This is a genomic window from Sporosarcina siberiensis (genome assembly GCF_042681925.1).
In the GTDB taxonomy this organism is placed as follows: Bacteria; Bacillota; Bacilli; order Bacillales_A; family Planococcaceae; genus Sporosarcina; species Sporosarcina siberiensis.
Map to the genome: position 1 here is coordinate 308,924 of NZ_JBHUGI010000006.1, position 21,479 is coordinate 330,402.

General features: G+C 39.2%; 17 protein-coding genes, 1 other RNA gene and 1 other annotated feature. Of the genes, 16 read left to right on the forward strand and 2 right to left on the reverse strand.

Features of this window, described 5'->3' with window-relative positions; genetic code table 11:
* The first annotated feature begins 15 nt into the window (after window positions 1-15).
* The 5 genes from ruvB to ACFSFY_RS04495 all read left to right on the forward strand — a co-directional run bounded on the left by ruvB (window position 16) and on the right by ACFSFY_RS04495 (window position 4,314).
* On the forward strand, window positions 16-1,029 hold the full coding sequence (gene ruvB, locus ACFSFY_RS04475) for a Holliday junction branch migration DNA helicase RuvB (RefSeq protein ID WP_381535965.1): 1,014 nt from the start codon (window positions 16-18) through the stop codon (window positions 1,027-1,029).
* Between the two features lie 26 nt (window positions 1,030-1,055).
* Window positions 1,056-2,105 (forward strand): tRNA preQ1(34) S-adenosylmethionine ribosyltransferase-isomerase QueA, encoded by a 1,050-nt coding sequence (gene queA, locus ACFSFY_RS04480; protein WP_381535966.1) that lies wholly within the window; start codon window positions 1,056-1,058, stop codon window positions 2,103-2,105.
* A 2-nt stretch (window positions 2,106-2,107) separates the two neighbouring features.
* A complete protein-coding gene (gene tgt, locus ACFSFY_RS04485; protein ID WP_381535967.1) occupies window positions 2,108-3,247 on the forward strand; it encodes a tRNA guanosine(34) transglycosylase Tgt in 1,140 nt (379 codons plus the stop codon).
* A gap of 39 nt (window positions 3,248-3,286) precedes the next feature.
* On the forward strand, window positions 3,287-3,547 hold the full coding sequence (yajC, locus tag ACFSFY_RS04490; protein WP_381535968.1) for a preprotein translocase subunit YajC: 261 nt from the start codon (window positions 3,287-3,289) through the stop codon (window positions 3,545-3,547).
* A gap of 125 nt (window positions 3,548-3,672) precedes the next feature.
* Window positions 3,673-4,314: a DUF421 domain-containing protein gene (locus tag ACFSFY_RS04495; protein ID WP_381535969.1), complete on the forward strand. Its 642-nt coding sequence runs from the start codon at window positions 3,673-3,675 to the stop codon at window positions 4,312-4,314.
* On the opposite strand, the gene ACFSFY_RS04500 is transcribed toward ACFSFY_RS04495, so the two are convergent.
* Window positions 4,311-5,825, reverse strand: a complete 1,515-nt coding sequence (locus ACFSFY_RS04500; RefSeq protein WP_381535970.1) for a putative polysaccharide biosynthesis protein — start codon at window positions 5,823-5,825, stop codon at window positions 4,311-4,313. The two genes, ACFSFY_RS04495 and ACFSFY_RS04500, sit on opposite strands and share 4 nt — an antisense overlap.
* A gap of 87 nt (window positions 5,826-5,912) precedes the next feature.
* On the opposite strand from ACFSFY_RS04500, the gene ACFSFY_RS04505 reads away from it, so the two are divergent.
* The 7 genes from ACFSFY_RS04505 to dtd all read left to right on the forward strand — a co-directional run bounded on the left by ACFSFY_RS04505 (window position 5,913) and on the right by dtd (window position 14,801).
* On the forward strand, window positions 5,913-6,236 hold the full coding sequence (locus tag ACFSFY_RS04505; protein WP_381535971.1) for a post-transcriptional regulator: 324 nt from the start codon (window positions 5,913-5,915) through the stop codon (window positions 6,234-6,236).
* Between the two features lie 129 nt (window positions 6,237-6,365).
* Window positions 6,366-8,636, forward strand: coding sequence for a protein translocase subunit SecDF (secDF, locus tag ACFSFY_RS04510; protein WP_381535972.1), 2,271 nt, complete (start codon window positions 6,366-6,368; stop codon window positions 8,634-8,636).
* A gap of 78 nt (window positions 8,637-8,714) precedes the next feature.
* Window positions 8,715-9,059, forward strand: coding sequence for a LapA family protein (locus ACFSFY_RS04515; RefSeq protein WP_381535973.1), 345 nt, complete (start codon window positions 8,715-8,717; stop codon window positions 9,057-9,059).
* Window positions 9,060-9,172: 113 nt separating this feature from the next.
* A complete protein-coding gene (recJ, locus tag ACFSFY_RS04520) occupies window positions 9,173-11,512 on the forward strand; it encodes a single-stranded-DNA-specific exonuclease RecJ (protein ID WP_381535974.1) in 2,340 nt (779 codons plus the stop codon).
* Entirely contained in the window at window positions 11,512-12,024 is a 513-nt protein-coding gene (locus ACFSFY_RS04525; RefSeq protein WP_381535975.1) for an adenine phosphoribosyltransferase, read from the forward strand. Before recJ ends, ACFSFY_RS04525 begins: the two co-directional genes overlap by 1 nt.
* Window positions 12,025-12,147: 123 nt before the next feature.
* Window positions 12,148-14,346, forward strand: a complete 2,199-nt coding sequence (locus tag ACFSFY_RS04530; RefSeq protein WP_381535976.1) for a RelA/SpoT family protein — start codon at window positions 12,148-12,150, stop codon at window positions 14,344-14,346.
* 14 nt (window positions 14,347-14,360) lie between these two features.
* A complete protein-coding gene (gene dtd / locus ACFSFY_RS04535) occupies window positions 14,361-14,801 on the forward strand; it encodes a D-aminoacyl-tRNA deacylase (RefSeq protein ID WP_381536049.1) in 441 nt (146 codons plus the stop codon).
* Between the two features lie 164 nt (window positions 14,802-14,965).
* Here dtd and ACFSFY_RS04540 read toward each other — a convergent pair whose 3' ends face one another.
* Complete coding sequence (locus ACFSFY_RS04540; RefSeq protein ID WP_381535977.1) at window positions 14,966-16,495, reverse strand: SH3 domain-containing protein; 1,530 nt, start codon at window positions 16,493-16,495, stop codon at window positions 14,966-14,968.
* A gap of 116 nt (window positions 16,496-16,611) precedes the next feature.
* Window positions 16,612-16,850 (forward strand) — a binding site (T-box leader).
* A 98-nt stretch (window positions 16,851-16,948) separates the two neighbouring features.
* Here ACFSFY_RS04540 and hisS point away from each other — a divergent pair.
* From hisS to ACFSFY_RS04560, 4 genes are all read left to right on the forward strand, one after another.
* The gene (gene hisS, locus ACFSFY_RS04545; protein WP_381535978.1) at window positions 16,949-18,223 is read left to right on the forward strand and encodes a histidine--tRNA ligase; all 1,275 of its coding nucleotides are present in this window, start codon (window positions 16,949-16,951) and stop codon (window positions 18,221-18,223) included.
* 19 nt (window positions 18,224-18,242) lie between these two features.
* The gene (gene aspS / locus ACFSFY_RS04550) at window positions 18,243-20,012 is read left to right on the forward strand and encodes an aspartate--tRNA ligase (RefSeq protein WP_381535979.1); all 1,770 of its coding nucleotides are present in this window, start codon (window positions 18,243-18,245) and stop codon (window positions 20,010-20,012) included.
* A gap of 81 nt (window positions 20,013-20,093) precedes the next feature.
* A non-coding RNA gene (gene ssrS, locus ACFSFY_RS04555) (6S RNA) lies at window positions 20,094-20,274 on the forward strand.
* A gap of 92 nt (window positions 20,275-20,366) precedes the next feature.
* Entirely contained in the window at window positions 20,367-21,146 is a 780-nt protein-coding gene (locus ACFSFY_RS04560) for a tRNA threonylcarbamoyladenosine dehydratase (RefSeq protein WP_381535980.1), read from the forward strand.
* Window positions 21,147-21,479: the final 333 nt, after the last annotated feature.

Genomic DNA, 21,479 nt, shown 5'->3' on the forward strand with positions numbered 1-21,479 from the left:
ATGGAGGGCTTAGTTATGGATGACCGCGTTGTCTCGGGTGAAACAACAAATTTTGATGAACGATTTGAACAATCACTAAGACCGGAGTATCTAAGCCAATATATTGGGCAGGAAAAAGTGAAAGACAATTTAAGTATTTTCATAGAAGCTGCAAAAGGGCGTAGTGAGAGTTTGGATCATGTTTTACTGTATGGGCCACCCGGTCTTGGTAAAACGACCCTTGCAACTGTTATAGCGAATGAAATGAATGTCAACATTAAAATGACGAGTGGACCCGCTATTGAACGTCCTGGTGATTTGGCGGCGGTCGTTTCCTCGCTGGAACCAGGAGACGTTCTATTCATTGATGAAATTCATCGACTGAATCGAGCAATTGAAGAAGTACTCTATCCAGCAATGGAGGATTTTTGTCTTGATATTGTCGTTGGGAAAGGGCCAACCGCTCGTTCCATACGACTTGATCTGCCGCCTTTTACACTGATTGGAGCAACGACGCGTGCAGGGGCACTTTCTGCGCCACTTCGAGATCGATTTGGTGTTCCTCTTCGTTTGGAATTTTACGGAGAAGAACCACTCACTGAAATTGTTGTTCGAAGTGCAGTCATTTTCGATGTCACTATCGACCGATTAGCAGCGATAGAAATAGCGAAACGTTCTCGTGGAACCCCTCGTATTGCGAATCGACTTCTACGTAGAGTCCGTGATTATGCTCAAGTCCGTGGAGATGGTAGCATTACGCTACAGACGTCTAGAGAGGCTTTAGAAATGCTTCAGGTCGATTCACATGGCTTAGATCACATTGATCATAAACTGATTACTGGAATGATTGAACGCTTTCAAGGCGGTCCTGTTGGGGTCGACACAATTGCTGCAAGCATTGGTGAAGAATCCGTGACAATTGAAGATGTTTATGAGCCTTATTTATTGCAAATTGGTTTCATTCAACGAACCCCGCGTGGTAGAGTAGCAACAGCTCTTGCATACAATCATTTTGGGTATGCAGTAAGTGATAATGAAAGTGGTCGTTAATTTCAGAACAAAGGATGGAAACAATTATGAACGTAAATGATTTTGATTTTGATTTACCTGAAGCTCTAATCGCACAAACCCCGCTACAAGACCGAACTGCGAGTCGGCTAATGGTGATGAACGGGGACACGGGGAAAATAGAGCATCGACAATTTCCTGATCTAATTGATGAACTTACAAAGGGAGATCTCCTTGTTCTAAACGATACACGTGTCCTTCCGGCGCGACTCATGGGTGTCAAAGAAGAAACAGGTGCGGCAATTGAAGTTCTCCTATTGAAGGAACACGGAAATGATGAGTGGGAGACACTTGTAAAACCCGCAAAACGCATAAAACCTGGAAACATTGTATCCTTCGGGGATGGACAATTGAAAGCGGAATGTACAGGCGTTCTTGAACAAGGAGGGCGCATATTCAAGTTTATCTATGAAGGCATCTTTTATGAGGTTCTTGATGAGCTTGGAAATATGCCTTTGCCTCCATACATTACTGAAACATTGGATGATCAAGAACGGTATCAAACCGTATTTGCGAAAGAACGTGGTTCTGCGGCGGCGCCAACAGCTGGCCTTCATTTTACAGATGACATTCTACACCGTATTCGTGAAAAAGGTGTAGGGGTAGAATTCATTACACTGCATGTTGGACTTGGAACGTTTCGACCTGTGAGTGTCGATACCATTGAAGGTCATACGATGCACTCGGAGTATTATAGTGTTTCGGAAAGTGCCGCGAATGCTATAAATGAAGTGAAAGAAAGCGGTGGAAGAGTTATTGCCGTCGGTACAACTTCTGCTCGGACACTTGAAACGATTGCTTCAGCAAATGATGGGAGAATTGTCCCTTCAAGTGGTTGGACATCTATCTTTATTTATCCTGGTTATGTATTTAGTATTCTCGATGGTCTTTTGACTAATTTTCATTTACCAAAATCGACATTAATCATGTTGGTATCAGCACTTTCAACTCGTGAACACGTTTTGGAAGCCTATCACCAAGCAATTAATGAACACTATCGTTTTTTTAGCTTCGGCGACGCGATGTTTATCAAACCCCCTGAAAGAAAGGAATCATAATTATGCCAGCAGTCACATACGAACATATCAAAACATGTAAACAAACTGGAGCAAGGCTTGGTATTGTCCATACTCCACATGGTTCTTTTGAGACACCTGCTTTTATGCCAGTAGGTACTCAAGCTACCGTTAAAACAATGTCCCCAGAAGAATTAGTAGAAGTTGGGGCAGGCATTATTTTGAGCAACACTTATCATTTATGGCTTCGTCCTGGACACGATATTATTCAAGAAGCAGGCGGCTTACATAAATTCATGAATTGGGATCGACCTATTCTTACAGATTCCGGTGGATTCCAAGTCTTTTCACTCAGTGAATTTAGAACGATAAAAGAAGAGGGTGTTCATTTTAGACATCATTTAAATGGCAGTAAACTCTTTTTGAGCCCAGAAAAAGCAACTGAAATTCAAAACGCACTTGGCGCAGACATCATGATGGCTTTCGATGAATGTCCACCATATCCTGCGACATTTGAATATATGAAAGCAAGTGTTGAAAGAACTTCTAGATGGGCAGAACGTTGTCTGTCTGCTCACGCTCGACCTGCTGACCAGGCATTATTCGGTATTGTTCAAGGAGGAGAATTCGAGGCACTTCGAAAACAAAGTGCTAAAGATCTCGTATCCCTAGATTTTCCGGGCTATGCAATTGGTGGGCTTTCGGTTGGTGAATCGAAAGAAGTAATGAATGAAGTGCTTGAATTTACAACACCACTTTTGCCTGAAGACAAACCTCGGTATTTGATGGGGGTTGGTTCACCAAGATCTCTTATTGATGGTGCGATACGTGGCATTGATATGTTTGACTGCGTGCTTCCGACACGAATTGCGCGTAACGGTGCTCTTATGACAAGTTCCGGGCGTATCAATATGCGCAATGCAAAATTCGAACGTGACTTTGGTCCAATCGATGACAAATGTACGTGTCACGTATGTAAAAATTACAGTCGTGCATATATTCGTCACTTATTACGTGCGGATGAAACTTTTGGAATTCGGTTGACGTCTTACCATAACTTGCACTTCCTTCTGAACTTAATGGAAGAAGTACGAGGTGCAATTCGAACAGATTCTCTTGGTGATTTCCGCGATGAATTTTTCGAAAGCTATGGATTGAATAAACTGAATGCAAAAAACTTTTAAATCTTGTATAATGAATCAAGGTCGAAAGGGGGATGGAAAATGAATGAAACGTTGATAGGTTTACTACCTTTCGTAGCGATGTTTGCAATAATGTGGTTTTTGCTTATTAGACCAGCACAAAAGAGACAGAAAGCTACGAAAACAATGCAGAGCGATTTGAAACGTGGGGACGCGGTTATTACAATTGGCGGAATTCACGGTACAATAGACGCTGTTGATGATACAACTATTTATTTAAAAGTATCTGAAAGTACAACATTGCAATTCGATAGACAAGCGATTGGCCGAGTAAATCAATAAGAACATGAATTCAGAACAAAAAAGCGACGGTAGTTTTGACAGGATTATTCCTGTACGAACTATCGTCGTTTTTTTGTATATTTGCTAAAGTACAATGGGCATCCTTTTATAAAAGGAGGATGTACATGAGTGATTTATTAATCATTAGTTATCGTACGGTTTTTCTATATATTCTCATTTTATTTGTCTTGCGTATAATGGGAAAAAGAGAAGTCGGAGAGCTCTCAGTCATTGATGTTGTTGTATTTGTCATTATGGCTGAAGTCGCAGCCTTTGCACTGGATTCCCCAGACAAAAAACTGGTTATGTCTATCGTCCCAATCATAATTTTACTGTTCATTCAACTTATATCGTCCTATCTTTCACTAAAAAGTAAAAAGTTTAGAGATTTAGTCGATGGAGATCCATCTGTTATTATTCGTGATGGAATTATTCAAGAGTCGGAAATGAGGAAACAGCGATATAATTTAGATGATTTGTTTCAACAACTACGTGAACAACAGATTGGCTCTGTCAAAGAAGTTTCTTTTGCATTTTTGGAACCATCCGGCAATCTTTCTGTTTTTAAATACGAAGAGACGCAACCGGTTTTGGCTCTTATTACGGACGGTGTTATTCAAAGTAGACATGTCAAGATTATTGGTAAAACAGATCAGTGGCTAGTGGAAGGGTTAAAAACGAATGGTGTAAATGACAGTTCCCAAGTTTTTTATTGTTCATTTGAAAATGACAAGTTTGTAATTCAACTAAAAGAAGAGTTTCATTAAACTTTCAACAATTTTTTAAACAACAGAAAATCATTCTTTTTCACTTGACCGGTTAGGATTAAAACGAATAGAAGATAAATGGAGGTAATTAGGCATTCTGTAAAAAGGCCAAAACCACCTATCGGGATAAAAATAGGTCGTGTAATTACGGTCATGATGAACGATGCGTACGGCAGAGCGAACATTGTAAACCCAGTTGCTGTAGCTTTGTTTTTTCGTAAAGTAGCAATATGAAGAAAAGACGTAATGAGCACGCCGAAACCAATCGCCAGAACAGCGCCCGTAACCTGTAATCCGGGTTGCGATGCAAGGATGAACATGACCGCCAACTTTGCGATTCCTCCATATACTGAGTTCATCATTCCAGCTTTGGCATCTCCAGTTGCTTGTAAAATTGAGTAGAGGGGACTTTGAATGTAATAGAAAAAGAAAACGGGAGCTAAAATTACCATATAAGATCCGCCTTCAGTTATTTGAAACAATTTTTCAGCCAATGCCTGTCCGTGAATGAAAAATACTGTCGCTGCAAAGGCACCGGTTAATGCGGACAAACGGAGGGCTAAATGTATGCGTTCTCGAAGTTTCGCCTTATTTGCGGATGCAGCAGCACCACTCACTGCGGGTACAAGGACGACGGATAGGGCGTATGGAATAAAAGCTGGAAATAATAAGAGTGGCACGAGAACACCAGAGATGATTCCGTAAAGGGAAGTTGCGGCGACTGCGGTTATTCCGGAAAGCGATAATGCGCGCAAAAAAATAATTGGCTCTAGAAACCAAGTAAAGGTGCCAAATAATCGACTCCCTGAAGCGGGCAGCGCAATCGTCAAAAGAGGTTCAAATGGATAGCGTTGAACTTTTTCTACTGTAGTCGGAGTTCTTTTTTTATGTTGTCTGTATTTGAACAGTAAATAAAGAACTGAAGTACATTCAGCAAGAAGCGTTATAATCATTGCATAAGCTGCGTTCATGGCATTACTTTCATGAGATAAAATAAAGGGCAATAACGATGTAATCAGTAAGATACGGAAAAACTGTTCAATAATTTGAGACCACGCAGTTTCTTCTATACGAGCAATTCCTTGGAAATAACCACGAATGATTCCACCAATTGCCGCAATCGGTACAATTGCTATCCCGGCATATAATGCAGATGAAGTTGCAGGGTTTGAGAGCAATGTGCCTGCTAAATAAGGGACGAACAAAATAGACGCTGGCACAAAAACAGCGGCAGTTAAAATTGTTAGGAATGTGGCGCTTTTCATAACTTCAGGAATCTTTACAGATTGACCTTTCGCTTCAAGTTCAGCGATAACTTTAGCGATTGCGATTGGGATACCGAGCTGCACAAGAGACAAGAAAAAAATGAATGCGGGATAAGCGGTCATATAAATACCTACAGCTTCTTCGCCCGCGATTCTCATAAATTGGATTCGGAAAACAAACCCTAAAAGCTTTGACAGAAATACAGCAATCATTAAAATCGCTGTCCCGCGGATGAATGAAGACAATTTGAACAACTCCTTCTCAATTCCGTCCATTTCATATATAATAAACGTATGCGTAAATGTTTGGAAATAGGACTGTAGAGGAAAGGGATGGGGACAATGACAATTCAGTTCGAACATCTATTCAGTCATATGTATCCTGCATTAGAGAGTAAGAAAACCGAATTCCATTTGTATGGGTATACGACGGTAACTGAGAAAGATATATGGTCATATTGTGTCCAAAAAAAATGGCGTAAAAAAGACATTAATACACTTCGCGAGCATGTAATTACGAATGATATTTTGCAAATATTGCCCGCAGCTTTTATGACATATACACAAATTGAAGCACAGCGAAATTCAGATTGGTTTTCAGAACTAAACAGTGATGAATTGCAAATACTTTTAAAACCGAACAAAAAAAAGAATTAATAAATTAGAAATACACGAGTCTATTTGACACATGGAGCCCCCTGTTTCATAATAGACTTATTGTGTTTTTTGAGTGCGTACATAGCTAACTGCCGTGCCGCTTCATATTTAAGAGGGGGAAACTTTATAATGAAAACAAGAGGACGGATCATTGCGTTCCTATTATTGATTGTTATGTTTGCTGCGACAATAGGTGGGACCATTAATCCTATTTTAAAAGATGTAAATCTAGGGTTGGATTTACAAGGTGGATTTGAAGTTCTTTATCAAGTTGAGCCACTAAAGGATGATGGATCTAAAATCTCAGAAGAAATGGTTAGCGATACCGCAGATGCATTATCACGAAGGGTCGATGTACTCGGAGTTAGCGAACCAAATATTCAAGTAGAATCAGGGAACCGAATCCGTGTACAGCTTGCGGGCGTTGAAGATCAAGACACTGCACGTGAACTTCTTTCAACTCAGGCAAATCTTACATTTAGAGATGTAAATGATAGACTCTTGCTTGATGGAAATGATTTGAGAGAAGGGAAAGCGAAAGCGGACTTCGATCAAAACGGAAGACCCATTGTTACTTTGGAAATGAAGGAAGCAGATAAATTCGGTAAAATAACAACTGAAATATCTCAAATGAAACCGAATAACCAACTTGTTATTTGGCTAGATTTTGAAGAGGGTGTAGATTCATTTGCAGCTGAAGTTGGAAAACCGGATCCTAAATTTGTATCGGCACCAAATGTAGATGTACCTATTAATTCATCTACTGTTCAAATATCGGGATCGTTTTCTATTGAAGAAACAACGAATCTTAAAGGGATTTTGAATGCGGGTGCTTTACCAGTTAAACTGGTAGAAATATTCTCAACATCGGTGGGAGCTCAATTTGGTGAACAAGCCCTAAACAAAACAATTGTTGCTGGAATCGTAGGTATTGCACTTATATTTATATTTATGTTGGTTTATTACCGAATCCCAGGATTGGTAGCAGTCGTTACTTTATCTGTCTATATTTATCTAATCCTTGTCGTCTTTACGGCTATTAACGGAGTATTGACGCTTCCAGGTATTGCGGCACTCATGCTCGGTGTAGGTATGGCAGTTGATGCAAACATTCTAACGTACGAACGAATAAGAGAAGAATTGCGTGTCGGGAAATCTGTGAAAACATCTTTTGTTGCGGGTGCTAAATCTTCATTTACAGCAATTATAGATGCTAACGTTACAACCCTTCTCGCTGCAGTCGTCTTATTTATATTTGGGACAAGTTCTGTAAAAGGATTTGCAACAGTTCTTATCATCAGTATTATGGTCAGTTTCATAACTGCTGTATGGGGCTCACGCTTACTGCTTGGACTTCTAGTACACAGTGGCCTGCTAGACGGAAAAACCGGACTTTTTGGCATTTCTAAGAGTCGCGTCAATCCACCAGAAGATAAAGTAGAAACGCTTGAATTATCCACTAAGTTTGATCGTTTTGATTTCGTAAGTTCTCGTAAAAAGTTCTACGTCCTTTCCGCAGTTTTACTTATTTCGGGTGTTGCAATGCTCGGGTTGTTTAAATTGAACTTAGGGATTGACTTTTCAAGTGGTACACGTATCGAAATCGTATCCGACAATCGTTTAGCAAGTGAAGAAATCTCTGAGTTTATCGATTCAGTTGGACATCCATCAAGTGATATCGTCATTTCCGGTGATAATGGGAATATCGGCGTTGTTCGCTATAAAGTGGAGTTTAAACAAGATGAAATCAATGAATTCAAATCCGAACTTGTTGCTCAATATGGGTCGGAGCCAAATATTAGTGCTGTATCTTCAACAGTAGGAGAAGAACTAGTAATAAATGCGTTAAAAGCACTTCTGTTTGCAGCACTTGGAATCGTGATTTATGTAGCATTCCGTTTTGAATGGAGAATGGGTCTTGCATCTATCATTGGACTTGTTCATGACGCATTCTTCATGCTTGCGTTGTTTAGTATTTTCCGTTTAGAAGTCGATATTACATTTATTGCGGCTGTTTTAACAATCATCGGTTATTCCATTAACGATACGATTGTTACGTTTGACCGAATCCGGGAAAACTTAAATCACCGCGGTGTAATAAGCAATGCTGAGGAGCTTGCAGAAATTGTGAACAAATCACTCAGACAAACATTAGGAAGATCCGTTAATACAGTTCTAACCGTTGTCTTTGTAGTTGTAGCACTTATGTCACTCGGTGCAGCGTCCATCCAAAACTTCTCAATTGCTTTACTAATTGGTTTGCTTGCAGGGACATATTCATCGATATTCATTTCCGCTCAAATATGGTTTGAACTTAAAAAACGTCAAATTGAAAAAAATGGTGCAATTAAAGTCGATGAGAACAAGAAGCAATGGGGCTCCGACGAACCTGTCGTTTAATAGGTTTCACTCTTTGATAAAACAGGGTATACTTTATGTATATCTTGTTTTTTTCTTAGTTTTGAAAGGGGAATTTGTATGAAAATTCAATGGAACTTATTATTAGGTCTAATTTTTGCAGTAATCATAGCTGTTTTTGCGGTTATGAACGTGAATGCCGTCCCCGTTAACTATGTTTTTGGCGAATCGGAATGGCCACTTGTTCTTGTCATTTTATGTTCTGCTTTGCTTGGTGCAGCAATTAGTATTTTCATCGCAATGTTTCGCTCTGTACAGTCCAATCGACGTATAAAGGAACTATTACGTGAGAATAATGAAAAAGAAATAATAATTGCCAACCAACAAAACGAGCTTGCTGAGTTGCAAAAAACAACAGGGGAAATTATTCCTCAGGATATTCGTGTAGAAGATATTACAAACTAATCAAAAAAACACCGTTTTGAATTTATTTCAAAACGGTGTTTTTTATTTGGGCAGTGTGCTTTCTTTCAGATAAAGAGTTCATCCGCTATAATGAAACAGAGGATGTGAACGTATTGATAGAATCAATGAAAAAATGGTCGATTGAGCGTCCAGATGAACAAATTGTTGAGCAACTAAAAACAGAGCTGAAGATTCCAACAGTGCACGCTAAAATATTGGTTTCAAGGGGAATTACAAATTCTATTGAAGCTCAATCTTTTTTACATATGGACCAATTGTCAATGCATGATCCGTACTTACTCTACGATATGGAAAATGCGGTTACACTAATAAACCAAGCAATCAGGGATAATAAAAAAATTGCGATTTATGGAGATTATGACGCGGATGGTGTCACAAGCATATCAGTACTAAAGACTGCATTGAAGAGGCTGGGTGCAGATGTGTTTTTCGTAATACCGGATCGATTCATACACGGTTATGGTCCGAATAAGGATCTTTTTCAAGAAATTTATGAACAAGGTGCTTCTCTAATTATTACTGTAGATAACGGGGTTTCGGGTGTGGATGAAGTTGCATTTGCAAAAACGCTTGGCATGTCCGTTATTATTACCGATCATCATGAACCCGGAGATGTATGGCCGGATGCGGACGCCATTATACATCCGCGTCATCCAAATGGCTCCTATCCATTTGGCGAATTGGCAGGAGTAGGTGTAGCTTTCAAGCTTGCATGTGCACTTTTGGAAGAACTACCCCTCGATTTGCTTGAGCTTGTTGCTATTGGAACTGTAGCTGATCTGGTTCCACTGCATGGTGAAAACAGATATTTTGTAAAAGAAGGCATCAACAGAATGCGTGTCTCAAGGCGACCGGCAATTCAAGCACTTACACGGGTCGCTGGAACGATTCAAGCCGATCTTACGGAAGAGTCTATTGGATTCATGATAGGTCCTCGCATCAACGCAGCCGGCCGTCTAGGTGATGCTTCACCAGCGGTTGATTTGTTTATGACGGATGATATTGCAGAAGCGACAATGCTCGCAGAAAAAATGGATTCGCTTAATAAAGAAAGGCAAGCTCTGGTTTCGACAATGGCGCAAGAGGCGGAGGAAATCATATCTGAAATGTACGGAGAATCAATTCCAAACGTTTTTGTTATTGCCAAAGAAGGTTGGAATGCAGGTGTCGTAGGAATCGTTGCCTCACGTTTAACTGAAAAGTATTACCGCCCTTCAATCGTATTGTCTTTAGATATGGAAAGTGGAATTGCCAAAGGTTCAGCTAGAAGTATTACCGGCTTTAATATGTTTGAAGAACTTACGGAAAATGCTCATTTATTGCCTCATTTTGGAGGGCATCCAATGGCGGCAGGTATGTCTCTCAATATCAATGATGTTGGGGAGTTAAGGGAAAATCTGAATCGACAGTCTGAAACTTCGCTAACACCAGAATTGCTTGTGCCAAAGCTCTCGATAGATGTACCTCTCACAATCGATGAAATTGATGTGAAAGTACTGGAATCACTTGAGTTATTGAGACCTTTTGGTATGGGTTTTATAAAACCAGTCTATTTACTTGAGAATTTATCCGTTAAGTCTATTCGTAAAATAGGTGCAGCGCAGAATCATTTAAAGTTAGAGTTGACGAACGGTAAGGATACAATAGATGCTATCGGATTTGGTCTGGGTCATATCGCAGACCAACTAACACCTTCTGTAAAAGTATCAGTTGTCGGGGATTTACAAGTCAATGAGTGGAATGGCAATAAAAAGCCGCAGCTTTTAATCCGTGATCTTTTATCGGATGAATGGCAGTTGTTTGATTTAAGAGGAGTCCATGAGCAGTCCAGATGGTTGCATACAATTCCTACACAACGAACTGCATTTATAGCATTTCAAGAACAAACCGTCAGCCATTTTAAAACGTCGATTACCAATGGAACGATATACGAATACGGAAAAGATGAAATTTCAGATGTAGATAATATTGTGTTTCTTGATATTCCTTCAAAAACCTCAAGCTTGGAAACGGTAGTTAAAGAACTGAATCCAAAACGAATCTATGCACATTTTCACGTTTTGGAATCAAAGTATTTCGACGGACTGCCAAGCCGTGAACAATTTGGTTGGTACTATAGCTTTCTGAAAAAACAAGTAAATTTCGATTTTGTGAATAAGGGGAAAGCATTAGCAAAACATAAAAGTTGGAACAATGATTCAGTTTATTTCATGACAAAGGTGTTTTTTGAGCTTGGATTTGTTAAGATAGAAAATGGTTTTACTTCTGTTGTCGAAACTACTGGAAAACGAGATTTGACAGAAGCACCGGCATATAAAGAGCGTGAAAACCAAATGAAGCTTGAGGAACAACTTCTATATGCACCTTATATGGAATTGAAAAGATGGTTCGATACTTTGCGTATAGAAACTGTCAATGGGGAGGAACAATAATGAATTTGAAAGACTTTGTGACAATCGTTCCAAATTATCCGAAAGAAGGTATTAGCTTTAAAGATATCTCAACAATTATGGATAATGGAAAAGCATATAAATTCGCTACAGATGAAATTGTAAAGTTTGCCAATCAAGTAGGTACTGATATTATTGTTGGACCCGAAGCACGTGGATTCATTATCGGTTGTCCTGTTGCTTATGCACTTGAAGTTGGTTTTGCTGCTGTTCGTAAACCAGGAAAATTGCCACGAGAGACCATTGATGTGGAATATGATTTGGAATATGGGAAAGATACACTCTCAATTCACAAAGATGCCATAAAACCCGGTCAACGTGTACTCATTGTAGATGATTTACTTGCAACCGGTGGAACAGTTGGAGCGACAATAGAGCTTGTTGAAAAGCTTGGCGGCATCGTTGCGGGCTGTGCGTTTCTAATTGAACTAACCTACTTAGATGGACGGGATAAGATTAAAGGATACGACATGCAAGCTTTAATTACTTATTAAAAGAGAGGTCCTTCGCAAACAAGCGAGGGGCTTTTCTTTCTAAGCACTTTACATTTGCATGCATTTATACATACAATAGGAATACTAATGTTTTTAGGGAAATAGATCGAAGGGGGTAATATAATGGCGAAAAACCGCGGCATGACAGAAGAAGACATATTCGCACTCGTTGCCTCTTATATGAATGAAGAGCATGTTCAAATTGTGAAAAAGGCTTATGAAGCTGCTAAAATCGCTCATGAAGGTCAGTTCAGAAGCTCCGGCGAAGCTTATATCCTTCATCCGGTACAAGTCGCTGGTATACTTGCCGAGCTTCAAATGGACCCCTCTACTGTTGCAGCTGGATTCTTGCATGATGTTGTAGAAGATACCAAAGTGGGCAGAGAGGACATCATACGAGATTTTGGCGAAGAAGTTGCCATGCTTGTAGACGGTGTAACGAAACTTGATAAATTGAAATACAAGTCTAAAGAAGAAAAGCAAGCAGAGAATCATAGGAAAATGTTTGTTGCTATGGCACAAGATATTAGAGTAATCCTAATCAAACTTGCAGACCGATTGCACAATATGCGCACTTTAAAACATGTTTCCGAGGAAAAACAACGACGTGTAGCCTCAGAGACCTTAGAAATATTTGCACCCCTCGCACATAGACTCGGAATTTCAGCGATTAAATGGGAACTTGAAGACATTGCCTTGCGCTATCTAAATCCACAACAATACTACCGGATTGTAAATATGATGAAACGCAAGCGGGTTGAACGTGAAAAATATTTAGCAGATCTTATGACACAGATAAAATCTGAACTTGAACATATGGAAATTGAAGCAGATATGTCTGGACGTCCAAAACATCTCTATTCCATTTATCGAAAAATGATGGTTCAGGGTAAAGAGTTCAATGAAATTTATGATTTACTTGCTGTTCGGATCATCGTACCTAGTATTAAAGATTGCTATGCTGTTCTTGGTATCATTCACACTCTATGGAAGCCAATGCCGGGCCGTTTTAAAGATTATATCGCTATGCCAAAGCAAAACTTGTATCAATCTTTACATACTACGGTTGTAGGGCCAGGTGGAGATCCACTTGAAGTACAAATCCGTACGACAGAAATGCATAAAATTTCGGAATTTGGAGTTGCTGCACACTGGGCTTACAAGGAAGGGAAGTCACTTTCTTCAAACCCGAGTGATATAGATTCCAAGTTGACTTGGTTTAGAGAAATTCTTGAGTTTCAAAACGAATCATCCGATGCCGAAGAGTTTATGGAGTCCTTAAAATTCGATTTGTTTTCCGATATGGTTTATGTATTCACTCCGAATGGAGATGTAATGGAACTGCCTTCCGGGTCAGTTACTATTGATTTTGCTTATCGCGTTCACTCGGAAATTGGAAATAGAACAATTGGTGCGAAGGTAAACGGCAAAATGGTTCCGCTTGACACGGAATTATTCACTGGAGACATTATTGAGATATTAACGTCAAAACAATCATTCGGCCCAAGCCGAGATTGGCTAAAAATCGCAGTATCTTCACAAGCAAAAAATAAGATACGGTCTTATTTTAAAAGACAATTACGTGATGAAAATATTCATAAAGGCCAGGAAGCGATTGAAAAAGAAATAAAAGCACTAGGCTTCGTTGTTAAAGAAGTACTGACACAGGAAAATATTAAACGCGTTTGTGAAAAGTATAACTTTACATCAGAAGAAGATATGTGTGCAGCTGTTGGATTTAACGGAATAACTGCCCAACAAGTAGCGAACCGTCTAACGGAAAAGTCTAGACGAGAGCGTGAAAAACAAGATACAATTGATAAAATCGTATCCGATATGCAAACACCGCCTTCCAATAAAATGACGGAATCGGGTGTTATTGTTGAAGGTATTGATAATTTATTAATTCGGTTGTCCAAATGTTGCAACCCAGTACCTGGTGATGCTATTGTCGGTTTTATTACAAAAGGACGAGGTGTTTCGGTTCACAGAACGGATTGCCCGAATATTATGTCTGACGATGAAGCCAATGATCGTATCATCGATGTTGAATGGGCAAATGGAGTTGAAGGCGTTCGTAAAGAATTCCAAGTGGATATTGAAATAACTGGCTTTGATAGACAAGGTTTGTTAAATGAATTAATGATGGTTGTTGCCGAAACAAAGACTCCTATTGTCGCTGTTAGCGGAAAAGCCGATAAGGAAAGCATTGCCAAAATGAATATGACGATTAAAATTACAAATATTGAACATTTACATCGAATTATCGACCGAATTAAACAAGTTCGAGATATTTACTCAGTGGAACGTGTAATAAATTAATAGAGGTGATGGCAATCAGAATACTTTTACAACGGACAGGTCCAGCATCTGTTCAAGTTAATAATGCAGTTACAGGCTCAATAACTAAGGGATATGTGTTACTCGTTGGAATTACACATGAAGATACCGAGGCAGATGCAATTTATCTTGCGAAAAAGGTTTCTACTCTTCGGTTGTGGGAAGATGAAGAAGGAAAGATGAATCGCTCTATTCATGAAGCGGGTGGGGATATCCTCTCAGTTTCACAGTTCACTTTGTACAGTGATACAAAAAAAGGGCGGCGTCCCAGCTTTATAGAAGCTGCCCGACCTGAACAAGCAGAGCCACTTTGGAATTTTTTCAATCAAAAGCTTAAAGAAGAAGGCTTGGTTGTAGAAACTGGTGTTTTTGGAGCAATGATGAACGTAGAACTCATCAACGATGGACCCGTTACGATATTACTTGAATCCAAATAAGAAAGGACCTTTCCAGTTTAGCTAAAGAATCCTTCTATTCCGTTGCTTTCCGTTCCAGGCGGAACGGAAATCGGCGAGAGACAACAGGATTCTTTAATGTATTATTTATTCTACATTCAAACTAAAAAAGGACCTTTCCGACATACTGGAAAGGTCCTTTTAGTTTAATTAGAGTTAAAGTAATTGAGAAGTCCATTGTAAATGCCGAGTGATGCTTGTTCACGGAAACTATCTGTTGTGACACTCAATTCTTCTCCCGGATTGGAAATAAATCCGAGTTCAATTAAAACGGCATTTTGTCTGTTTTCACGAAGTACTAGAAAATCTCCTGGTTGTGCACCGCGGTTTCTAAGGGCAACAGAAGAAGCCAGTCCATCATTTACATACATAGCCAAACTTTTTTGCCGTTCATGCATATAGTATGTTGTAAATCCACCCACCGAAGGAGTAGTTGTAGCATCATAGTGAACACTAATAAAAGCATCCGCTTCTACTTGATGACTTACGGCTACTCTTTTGCGGAGAGAAACGTAGGCATCTGATTCACGAGTGAGTATAACGTTAGCACCAGCTGCTTTAAGCTTCGAGGCAAGTCTTTCCGATGTTAGTAAGGTGATGTCCTTTTCGTCTGTCCCACGAGCACCTGTGGAGCCGCGGTCATTTCCACCGTGACCGGGATCAACGACGATTGTTAGTCCTTTTAAAGTACCGGGCACTCGAGCACTATTTTCTTTCTTTGTTTGTTGTTCAGTGTGAATATCTTCACTTGTGGAAACAACCCATTTTGCGACAAAGGCAGATTTTCCATTGGGTAGTGCAACTTCAAACCAGTCACCCGCTTGGGACTTAATGGTAAATCGTTCGCCCGCATCTGCACGTGTTGCTACGGGTGAGGATGTTGTTGCAGATTCACGAATATTCGTTCCATTCGAAAGAATCGTAACGGTATTATTCGTTGCTACTTGTTTGTTATTTGCAACCGTAGCTGAAGAAGAAATCGAGCCGTGGAACGAATAAACCCATCCTTCTTTACTTTTGTCTGTGTCAAAAACTATCCGAACCCAATTTCCGTTTATCTCTTTTATTTCATAAGACTCATTTTTATAAATAATTCCTACGCGTTTTGAGGACAAGTCAGCATTTTTTCGTACATTTAATGCATCGACAGCAATTGTAAACGTATCTTGTTTTTGCTCTGTTGAAACATGTTCAACTTGCTCGGCTATTTCAGTGATATATTCTGAATGAATCCATCCTGTAGTATTGTTAATAATAATTTGAGTCCAACTACCGTTTTGGTCAATCATTTTTGCTTCGTCACCAGCATTCATTCGTCCAAGAATGGAAGAACCGACAGACGGGCCTGATCGGATATTTAAACGATCTACACGTGAAACTACAAGTGAAGACTTTTTCGAAGCTGTTGTGTTCATAGTAACGAGCCATGAAGCTATCCATCCTGTGCCGTTTCCGTGTTTGATTTGAATCCATTCATCTGAAGTTGCAAGAATTGTTAAGGATTCTCCTCTTTTTGATGTACCAATTACATCATATGTAAGCCCGGGACCAGATCTTATGTTAAGAGAATCTACACCTACAATTGCGGTTTCAGCGGCTGCTTTATGAACTTGTGTGTTCACAACAAGTGTGAATGTAAGAACGAAAACAATCGCCCATTTCATCGCTTTTGGCAAAAAACCACCCCTTTTATTCTATTATAATCATAACTTGTACAAATAACTACAAGATTTGCTAAAAGGTTGACACTTCTTATTAAAGTCATTATGATAAGCTGTAATTGACCAATATTTTTTTGCTTATGACGTGAAAAGTAATTGTATATGAAGCTGACAAGAGAGGGGAGGACCTGGCTGAAATCCACCCTACAGACTACATACGATGAAAAACATCACCGAAGCTCTGTGCTGAACGTAATTTTACAGTAGGTACAGACGGAACCGACCGTTATATCGGATTACGAGTGGGTGCTGAAAGTTTAGCGCCAATTAGGGTGGAACCACGGAAGCTATAAAGGCTCTCGTCCCTTGCATATGCAGGGGATGGGGGTCTTTTTTTGTTTTTCCAAATCTTTGTATGTGGGTATTTAAATAAACACTTTGTATTTTTTATGAGAAAGGGGAATCATCATGCTATTTAAAGTACCTAGAGGAACACAAGACATTTTGCCCTCTGAGACATGGAAGTGGCAGCAAGTTGAATCGATCATTAAGCATGTAAGTGATGCATTTCGTTATAAGGAAATCCGTACTCCAATCTTTGAGCAAACTGAGTTATTTCAACGACTTGTTGGAGAAACAACAGATGTTGTACAAAAGGAAATGTATACATTTACGGACAAGGGTAATCGTTCAATGACACTCCGTCCTGAAGGAACTGCACCAGTCGTTCGTTCGTTTGTTGAAAATAAAATGTTTGGCATTCCCGATCAGCCCGTAAAACTATTTTATGTTGGCCCGATGTTCCGCTATGAACGCCAACAGGCTGGACGGTATAGACAATTTGTACAATTTGGAGCAGAAGCTATAGGGAGTGCCGATCCTGCGATAGACGCTGAAGTCATTGCGCTTGCTATGAATGTTTATCAGAGAGCGGGACTGACAGATTTAAAACTTGTATTGAATTCATTGGGTGATACAGAGTGTAGAAAAGCTCATAAAGATGCACTTATTGCTCACTTTACTCCACATATAGATGAGTTTTGCTCAGATTGTAAATCAAGGTTGGATATGAATCCTTTGCGCATACTGGACTGTAAAGTAGATAGTGGAAATCCATTGATTGCCACTGCACCTTCTTTACCCAATTATTTAAATGAAGATTCGGCAGCTTATTTTGAACAAGTAAAAAGTTACTTAGACGACTTAAACATTTCTTACGTTGTGGATGCGAATTTAGTAAGGGGTCTTGATTACTACAACCACACAGCTTTTGAAATAATGAGCACTTCAAAAGGGTTTGGTGCAATTACTACATTATGCGGTGGTGGAAGATATAACGGTCTTGCCGAAGACATTGGTGGTCCATCAGCACCCGGTATAGGATTTGCAATGAGTATTGAACGTCTTCTTCTAGCAATGAATGCTGAAGGGAAATCATTTGATGAAGAGCCGAATCTTGAAGTCTACATTGTCACACTTGGTGATGATGCAAAACGACCAGGATTTAAACTTCTAAATGAACTTAGAAAATCGGGCATTCGTTCAGATATGGACTATATGGATCGTAAGATGAAAGGTCAAATGAAGTCTGCTGATCGTTTAAATGCAGAAATTGTTGTAGTGATTGGTGAAGACGAAGTAGCGGAAGATGTTGCTATGGTTCGAAATATGTCAGACGGTACACAAGAGAAAATCGCAACATCCGAATTGGTGGGGAAAATCACTAGTTCTTTGAAACGATAAAGGAAGGAAGATGAAAAGTATGGAACGTACACATTATTGTGGTGAGATATCAGAAACACAAGTGGGGTCTACTGTAACGATTAAAGGCTGGGTTCAAATTAGAAGAGATCTCGGAGGACTTATCTTCATTGATTTACGTGACCGTTCTGGAGTAGTTCAAACAATTTTTAGTCCAGATTATTCTAAAGAAGCACTTGAAATAGCTGAAGGCGTGAGAAGTGAGTACGTTCTTAGTATTACTGGTAAAGTAATCGAGCGTCAGGAATCACAAAAGAACCCAAACATAGAAACAGGTTCAATTGAAGTTCAAGTTGAAGAAATAACAATCATTAATAAAGCAAAAACACCACCATTTATTATAGAAGATGAAACAGATGCCAATGAAGAGATTCGTCTGAAGTACAGATACTTGGATCTTCGTAGACCAAGACTTGCAAAGATATTTAAAATGCGTTCGGATATCACTCGTACAGTGCGAAACTTTTTGGATGACGAAGGATTCTTGGAAGTTGAAACTCCGATATTAACGAAGTCAACTCCTGAAGGAGCGCGTGACTATCTAGTACCGAGCCGTGTTCATGATGGTGAATTTTATGCATTGCCCCAATCACCACAACTTTTCAAACAAATGTTAATGGTTTCTGGCTTTGATAAGTACTATCAAATCGCGCGTTGCTTCCGGGATGAAGATCTGCGTGCAGACCGTCAGCCTGAATTCACACAAATTGATATGGAAATGAGTTTCATGTCAAAAGAAGCCATAATGGAATTGAATGAACGTCTCATGCAAAAAGTTATGAAGAATGTAAAAGGAATCGATATTCAAATTCCATTTAAACGCATTCCTTACGACGAAGCAATGATGCGTTTCGGTTCAGATAAACCAGATACAAGATTCGGTATGGAGCTTATAGATGTTTCGGACGTCGTGAAAGAAGCGCCATTTAAAGTATTTAGCGGTGCGGTTGAAGCAGGCGGTCAAGTTAAATTAATAAATGTGAAGAATGCTGCAAAAGACTTCACACGTAAAGATATCGATGAGGTATTGGGCCAATATGTTTCCGTTTATGGTGCAAAAGGTCTTGCATGGTTGAAAGTTACAGAGGAAGGTTTAACAGGTCCGATTGCACGGTTTTTTGAAGGTCAGTTAGCCGAAGCATTACAATCGGCAGCGGATGCTGAAGTTGGGGATTTACTACTCTTTGTTGCAGACAAAAAGAATGTAGTTGCGGACTCTTTGGGTGCATTACGTATTAAACTTGGGAAAGATCAAGGTCTTATTGATGAATCGAAATTCAATTTCTTGTGGGTAACGGAATGGCCATTATTTGAATTCGATCCTTCAGAAGGTCGTTATACAGCTGCTCATCATCCATTTACAATGCCCACAGACGTTGAAGAGCTAGTGACAAGTCCAGAAACTGTGAAAGCTGAAGCTTACGACTTGGTGCTGAACGGTTTTGAACTTGGTGGTGGATCACTTCGTATATATGAGCGAGATGTTCAAGAGAGTATGTTCAAAGCTCTTGGGTTTAGTGCAGAACAAGCTCAGGAACAATTCGGATTTTTACTTGATGCTTTTGACTATGGAACACCACCACATGGAGGGATTGCATTTGGGTTAGACCGAATCGTCATGTTGCTTTCGGGTTCTACGAATTTACGTGACACAATCGCTTTTCCAAAAACTTCAAGTGCGAGCTGTCTGTTAACTTCTGCACCTGACAGTGTAGATGCGGGTCAACTAGCAGAACTAGGTATTTCAGTTCTAAATAAAAAAGGTAAATAATTCAAAAGTGTGAATATGCGCATTCGTTTTAAATTAAAAACATTGAAGTTGTTTCACTTCTATGTTAATCTAAGAGTAATACAAATCCTGAGGTGTTCGTTATTTGACAATCAGTTTTGACCGAACATTTATATCGTCGGGAGTCTATATTTCGATTAGGATGGCACGCCTGTCATGGGACGTCAAAATAATTGAATAGGACACCCACCTGCTTGATGCGGGTTCAAAACGATACTACAAAGACGGCACATTTGGGATTTTTTCTTACTTTATAATTCGTCCTCTCTGATTTTTTGCGGAGAGGTTTTTTGTTGGAAAATATAGATACTTTAGTTTAAGAAGGGCGGAATTTGTTTGTTGCATCAGTTTTCTAGAAATGAATTAGCGATTGGAACAAAAGGCGTCGAGCGGATGCGCAATACAACGGTTGCGATATTAGGTGTCGGTGGCGTTGGTTCGTTTGCAGCTGAAGCCTGTGCGAGAAGTGGTATAGGGCGAATTATACTCGTTGACAAGGATACGATTGATATTACGAATATCAATCGTCAGCTTGTTGCTTATTTATCAACAGTTGGTAGATCTAAAACAGAAGTCATGGCAGAAAGAATTGCAGATATAAATAAGGATTGTGAAGTTATCTCACTTCATATGTTTTACACAGAGGAAACTTCTGATGAGTTTTTTAGTTATCAACCGGATTATGTCATAGATGCATCGGATACAATTATTTATAAAGTCCATCTGATTAATGAATGTATTACTAGAGATGTAAAGATAATTTCTTCAATGGGTGCAGCAAATAAAATGGATCCTACCCGATTTCAAATTTCAGATATTTCAAAGACACATACAGATCCTGTAGCAAAAGTAATCCGTAAAAAACTGAAAAAACTTGGAATATACAAAGGCGTTCCAGTAGTATTTTCAGATGAAAGTCCGGTCGTAATACGTGAAGATGTACTAGAAACTGTAGGGAATTCAAATGCGACAATTCGTAAAGCCGAATTGCCTCCTGCTTCAAATGCTTTCGTTCCATCGGTTGCGGGTCTAGTTTGTGCGAGTTGGGTAATGAATACAATTGTAGAAGATATTCCAATCCAACGAGTCAAAGACAAAGTCTTACAAACCAATTAATTTTAAAAGATTACAAATTTAAAGACACTGAATAGTATATGTAGGACGTTGTTTCGAAAGTGTTGGAATCGAAATATCCAATTGTTGTTATAGATGAACAAAAAGTATTAATTTATATTCTAGCATTTAATAAACCTATCTTATTTAAGGCAATTGTACATGTCAGTCGACATGTACAATTGCCTTTTTATATTTCGAAGTACATCCTTTAAAATGAATATGAAACTGTACATACTTACACTAATAATTTAAAGTTCTATTTCTATTAAATGATTGTTTACAATTTATAAGATAAAGGGTACATTTTAAGTACTACTAAAGGTTTATTTGTTT

What these genes read in the sequence shown, in the direction of transcription:
- ruvB (WP_381535965.1), top strand. Translation starts at nt 16, where the DNA reads ATGGATGACCGCGTTGTCTCGGGTGAAACAACAAATTTTGATGAACGA.
- queA (WP_381535966.1), top strand. Translation starts at nt 1,056, where the DNA reads ATGAACGTAAATGATTTTGATTTTGATTTACCTGAAGCTCTAATCGCA.
- tgt (WP_381535967.1), top strand. Translation starts at nt 2,108, where the DNA reads ATGCCAGCAGTCACATACGAACATATCAAAACATGTAAACAAACTGGA.
- yajC (WP_381535968.1), top strand. Translation starts at nt 3,287, where the DNA reads ATGAATGAAACGTTGATAGGTTTACTACCTTTCGTAGCGATGTTTGCA.
- ACFSFY_RS04495 (WP_381535969.1), top strand. Translation starts at nt 3,673, where the DNA reads ATGAGTGATTTATTAATCATTAGTTATCGTACGGTTTTTCTATATATT.
- ACFSFY_RS04505 (WP_381535971.1), top strand. Translation starts at nt 5,913, where the DNA reads ATGGGGACAATGACAATTCAGTTCGAACATCTATTCAGTCATATGTAT.
- secDF (WP_381535972.1), top strand. Translation starts at nt 6,366, where the DNA reads ATGAAAACAAGAGGACGGATCATTGCGTTCCTATTATTGATTGTTATG.
- ACFSFY_RS04515 (WP_381535973.1), top strand. Translation starts at nt 8,715, where the DNA reads ATGAAAATTCAATGGAACTTATTATTAGGTCTAATTTTTGCAGTAATC.
- ACFSFY_RS04525 (WP_381535975.1), top strand. Translation starts at nt 11,512, where the DNA reads ATGAATTTGAAAGACTTTGTGACAATCGTTCCAAATTATCCGAAAGAA.
- ACFSFY_RS04530 (WP_381535976.1), top strand. Translation starts at nt 12,148, where the DNA reads ATGGCGAAAAACCGCGGCATGACAGAAGAAGACATATTCGCACTCGTT.
- hisS (WP_381535978.1), top strand. Translation starts at nt 16,949, where the DNA reads ATGCTATTTAAAGTACCTAGAGGAACACAAGACATTTTGCCCTCTGAG.
- aspS (WP_381535979.1), top strand. Translation starts at nt 18,243, where the DNA reads ATGGAACGTACACATTATTGTGGTGAGATATCAGAAACACAAGTGGGG.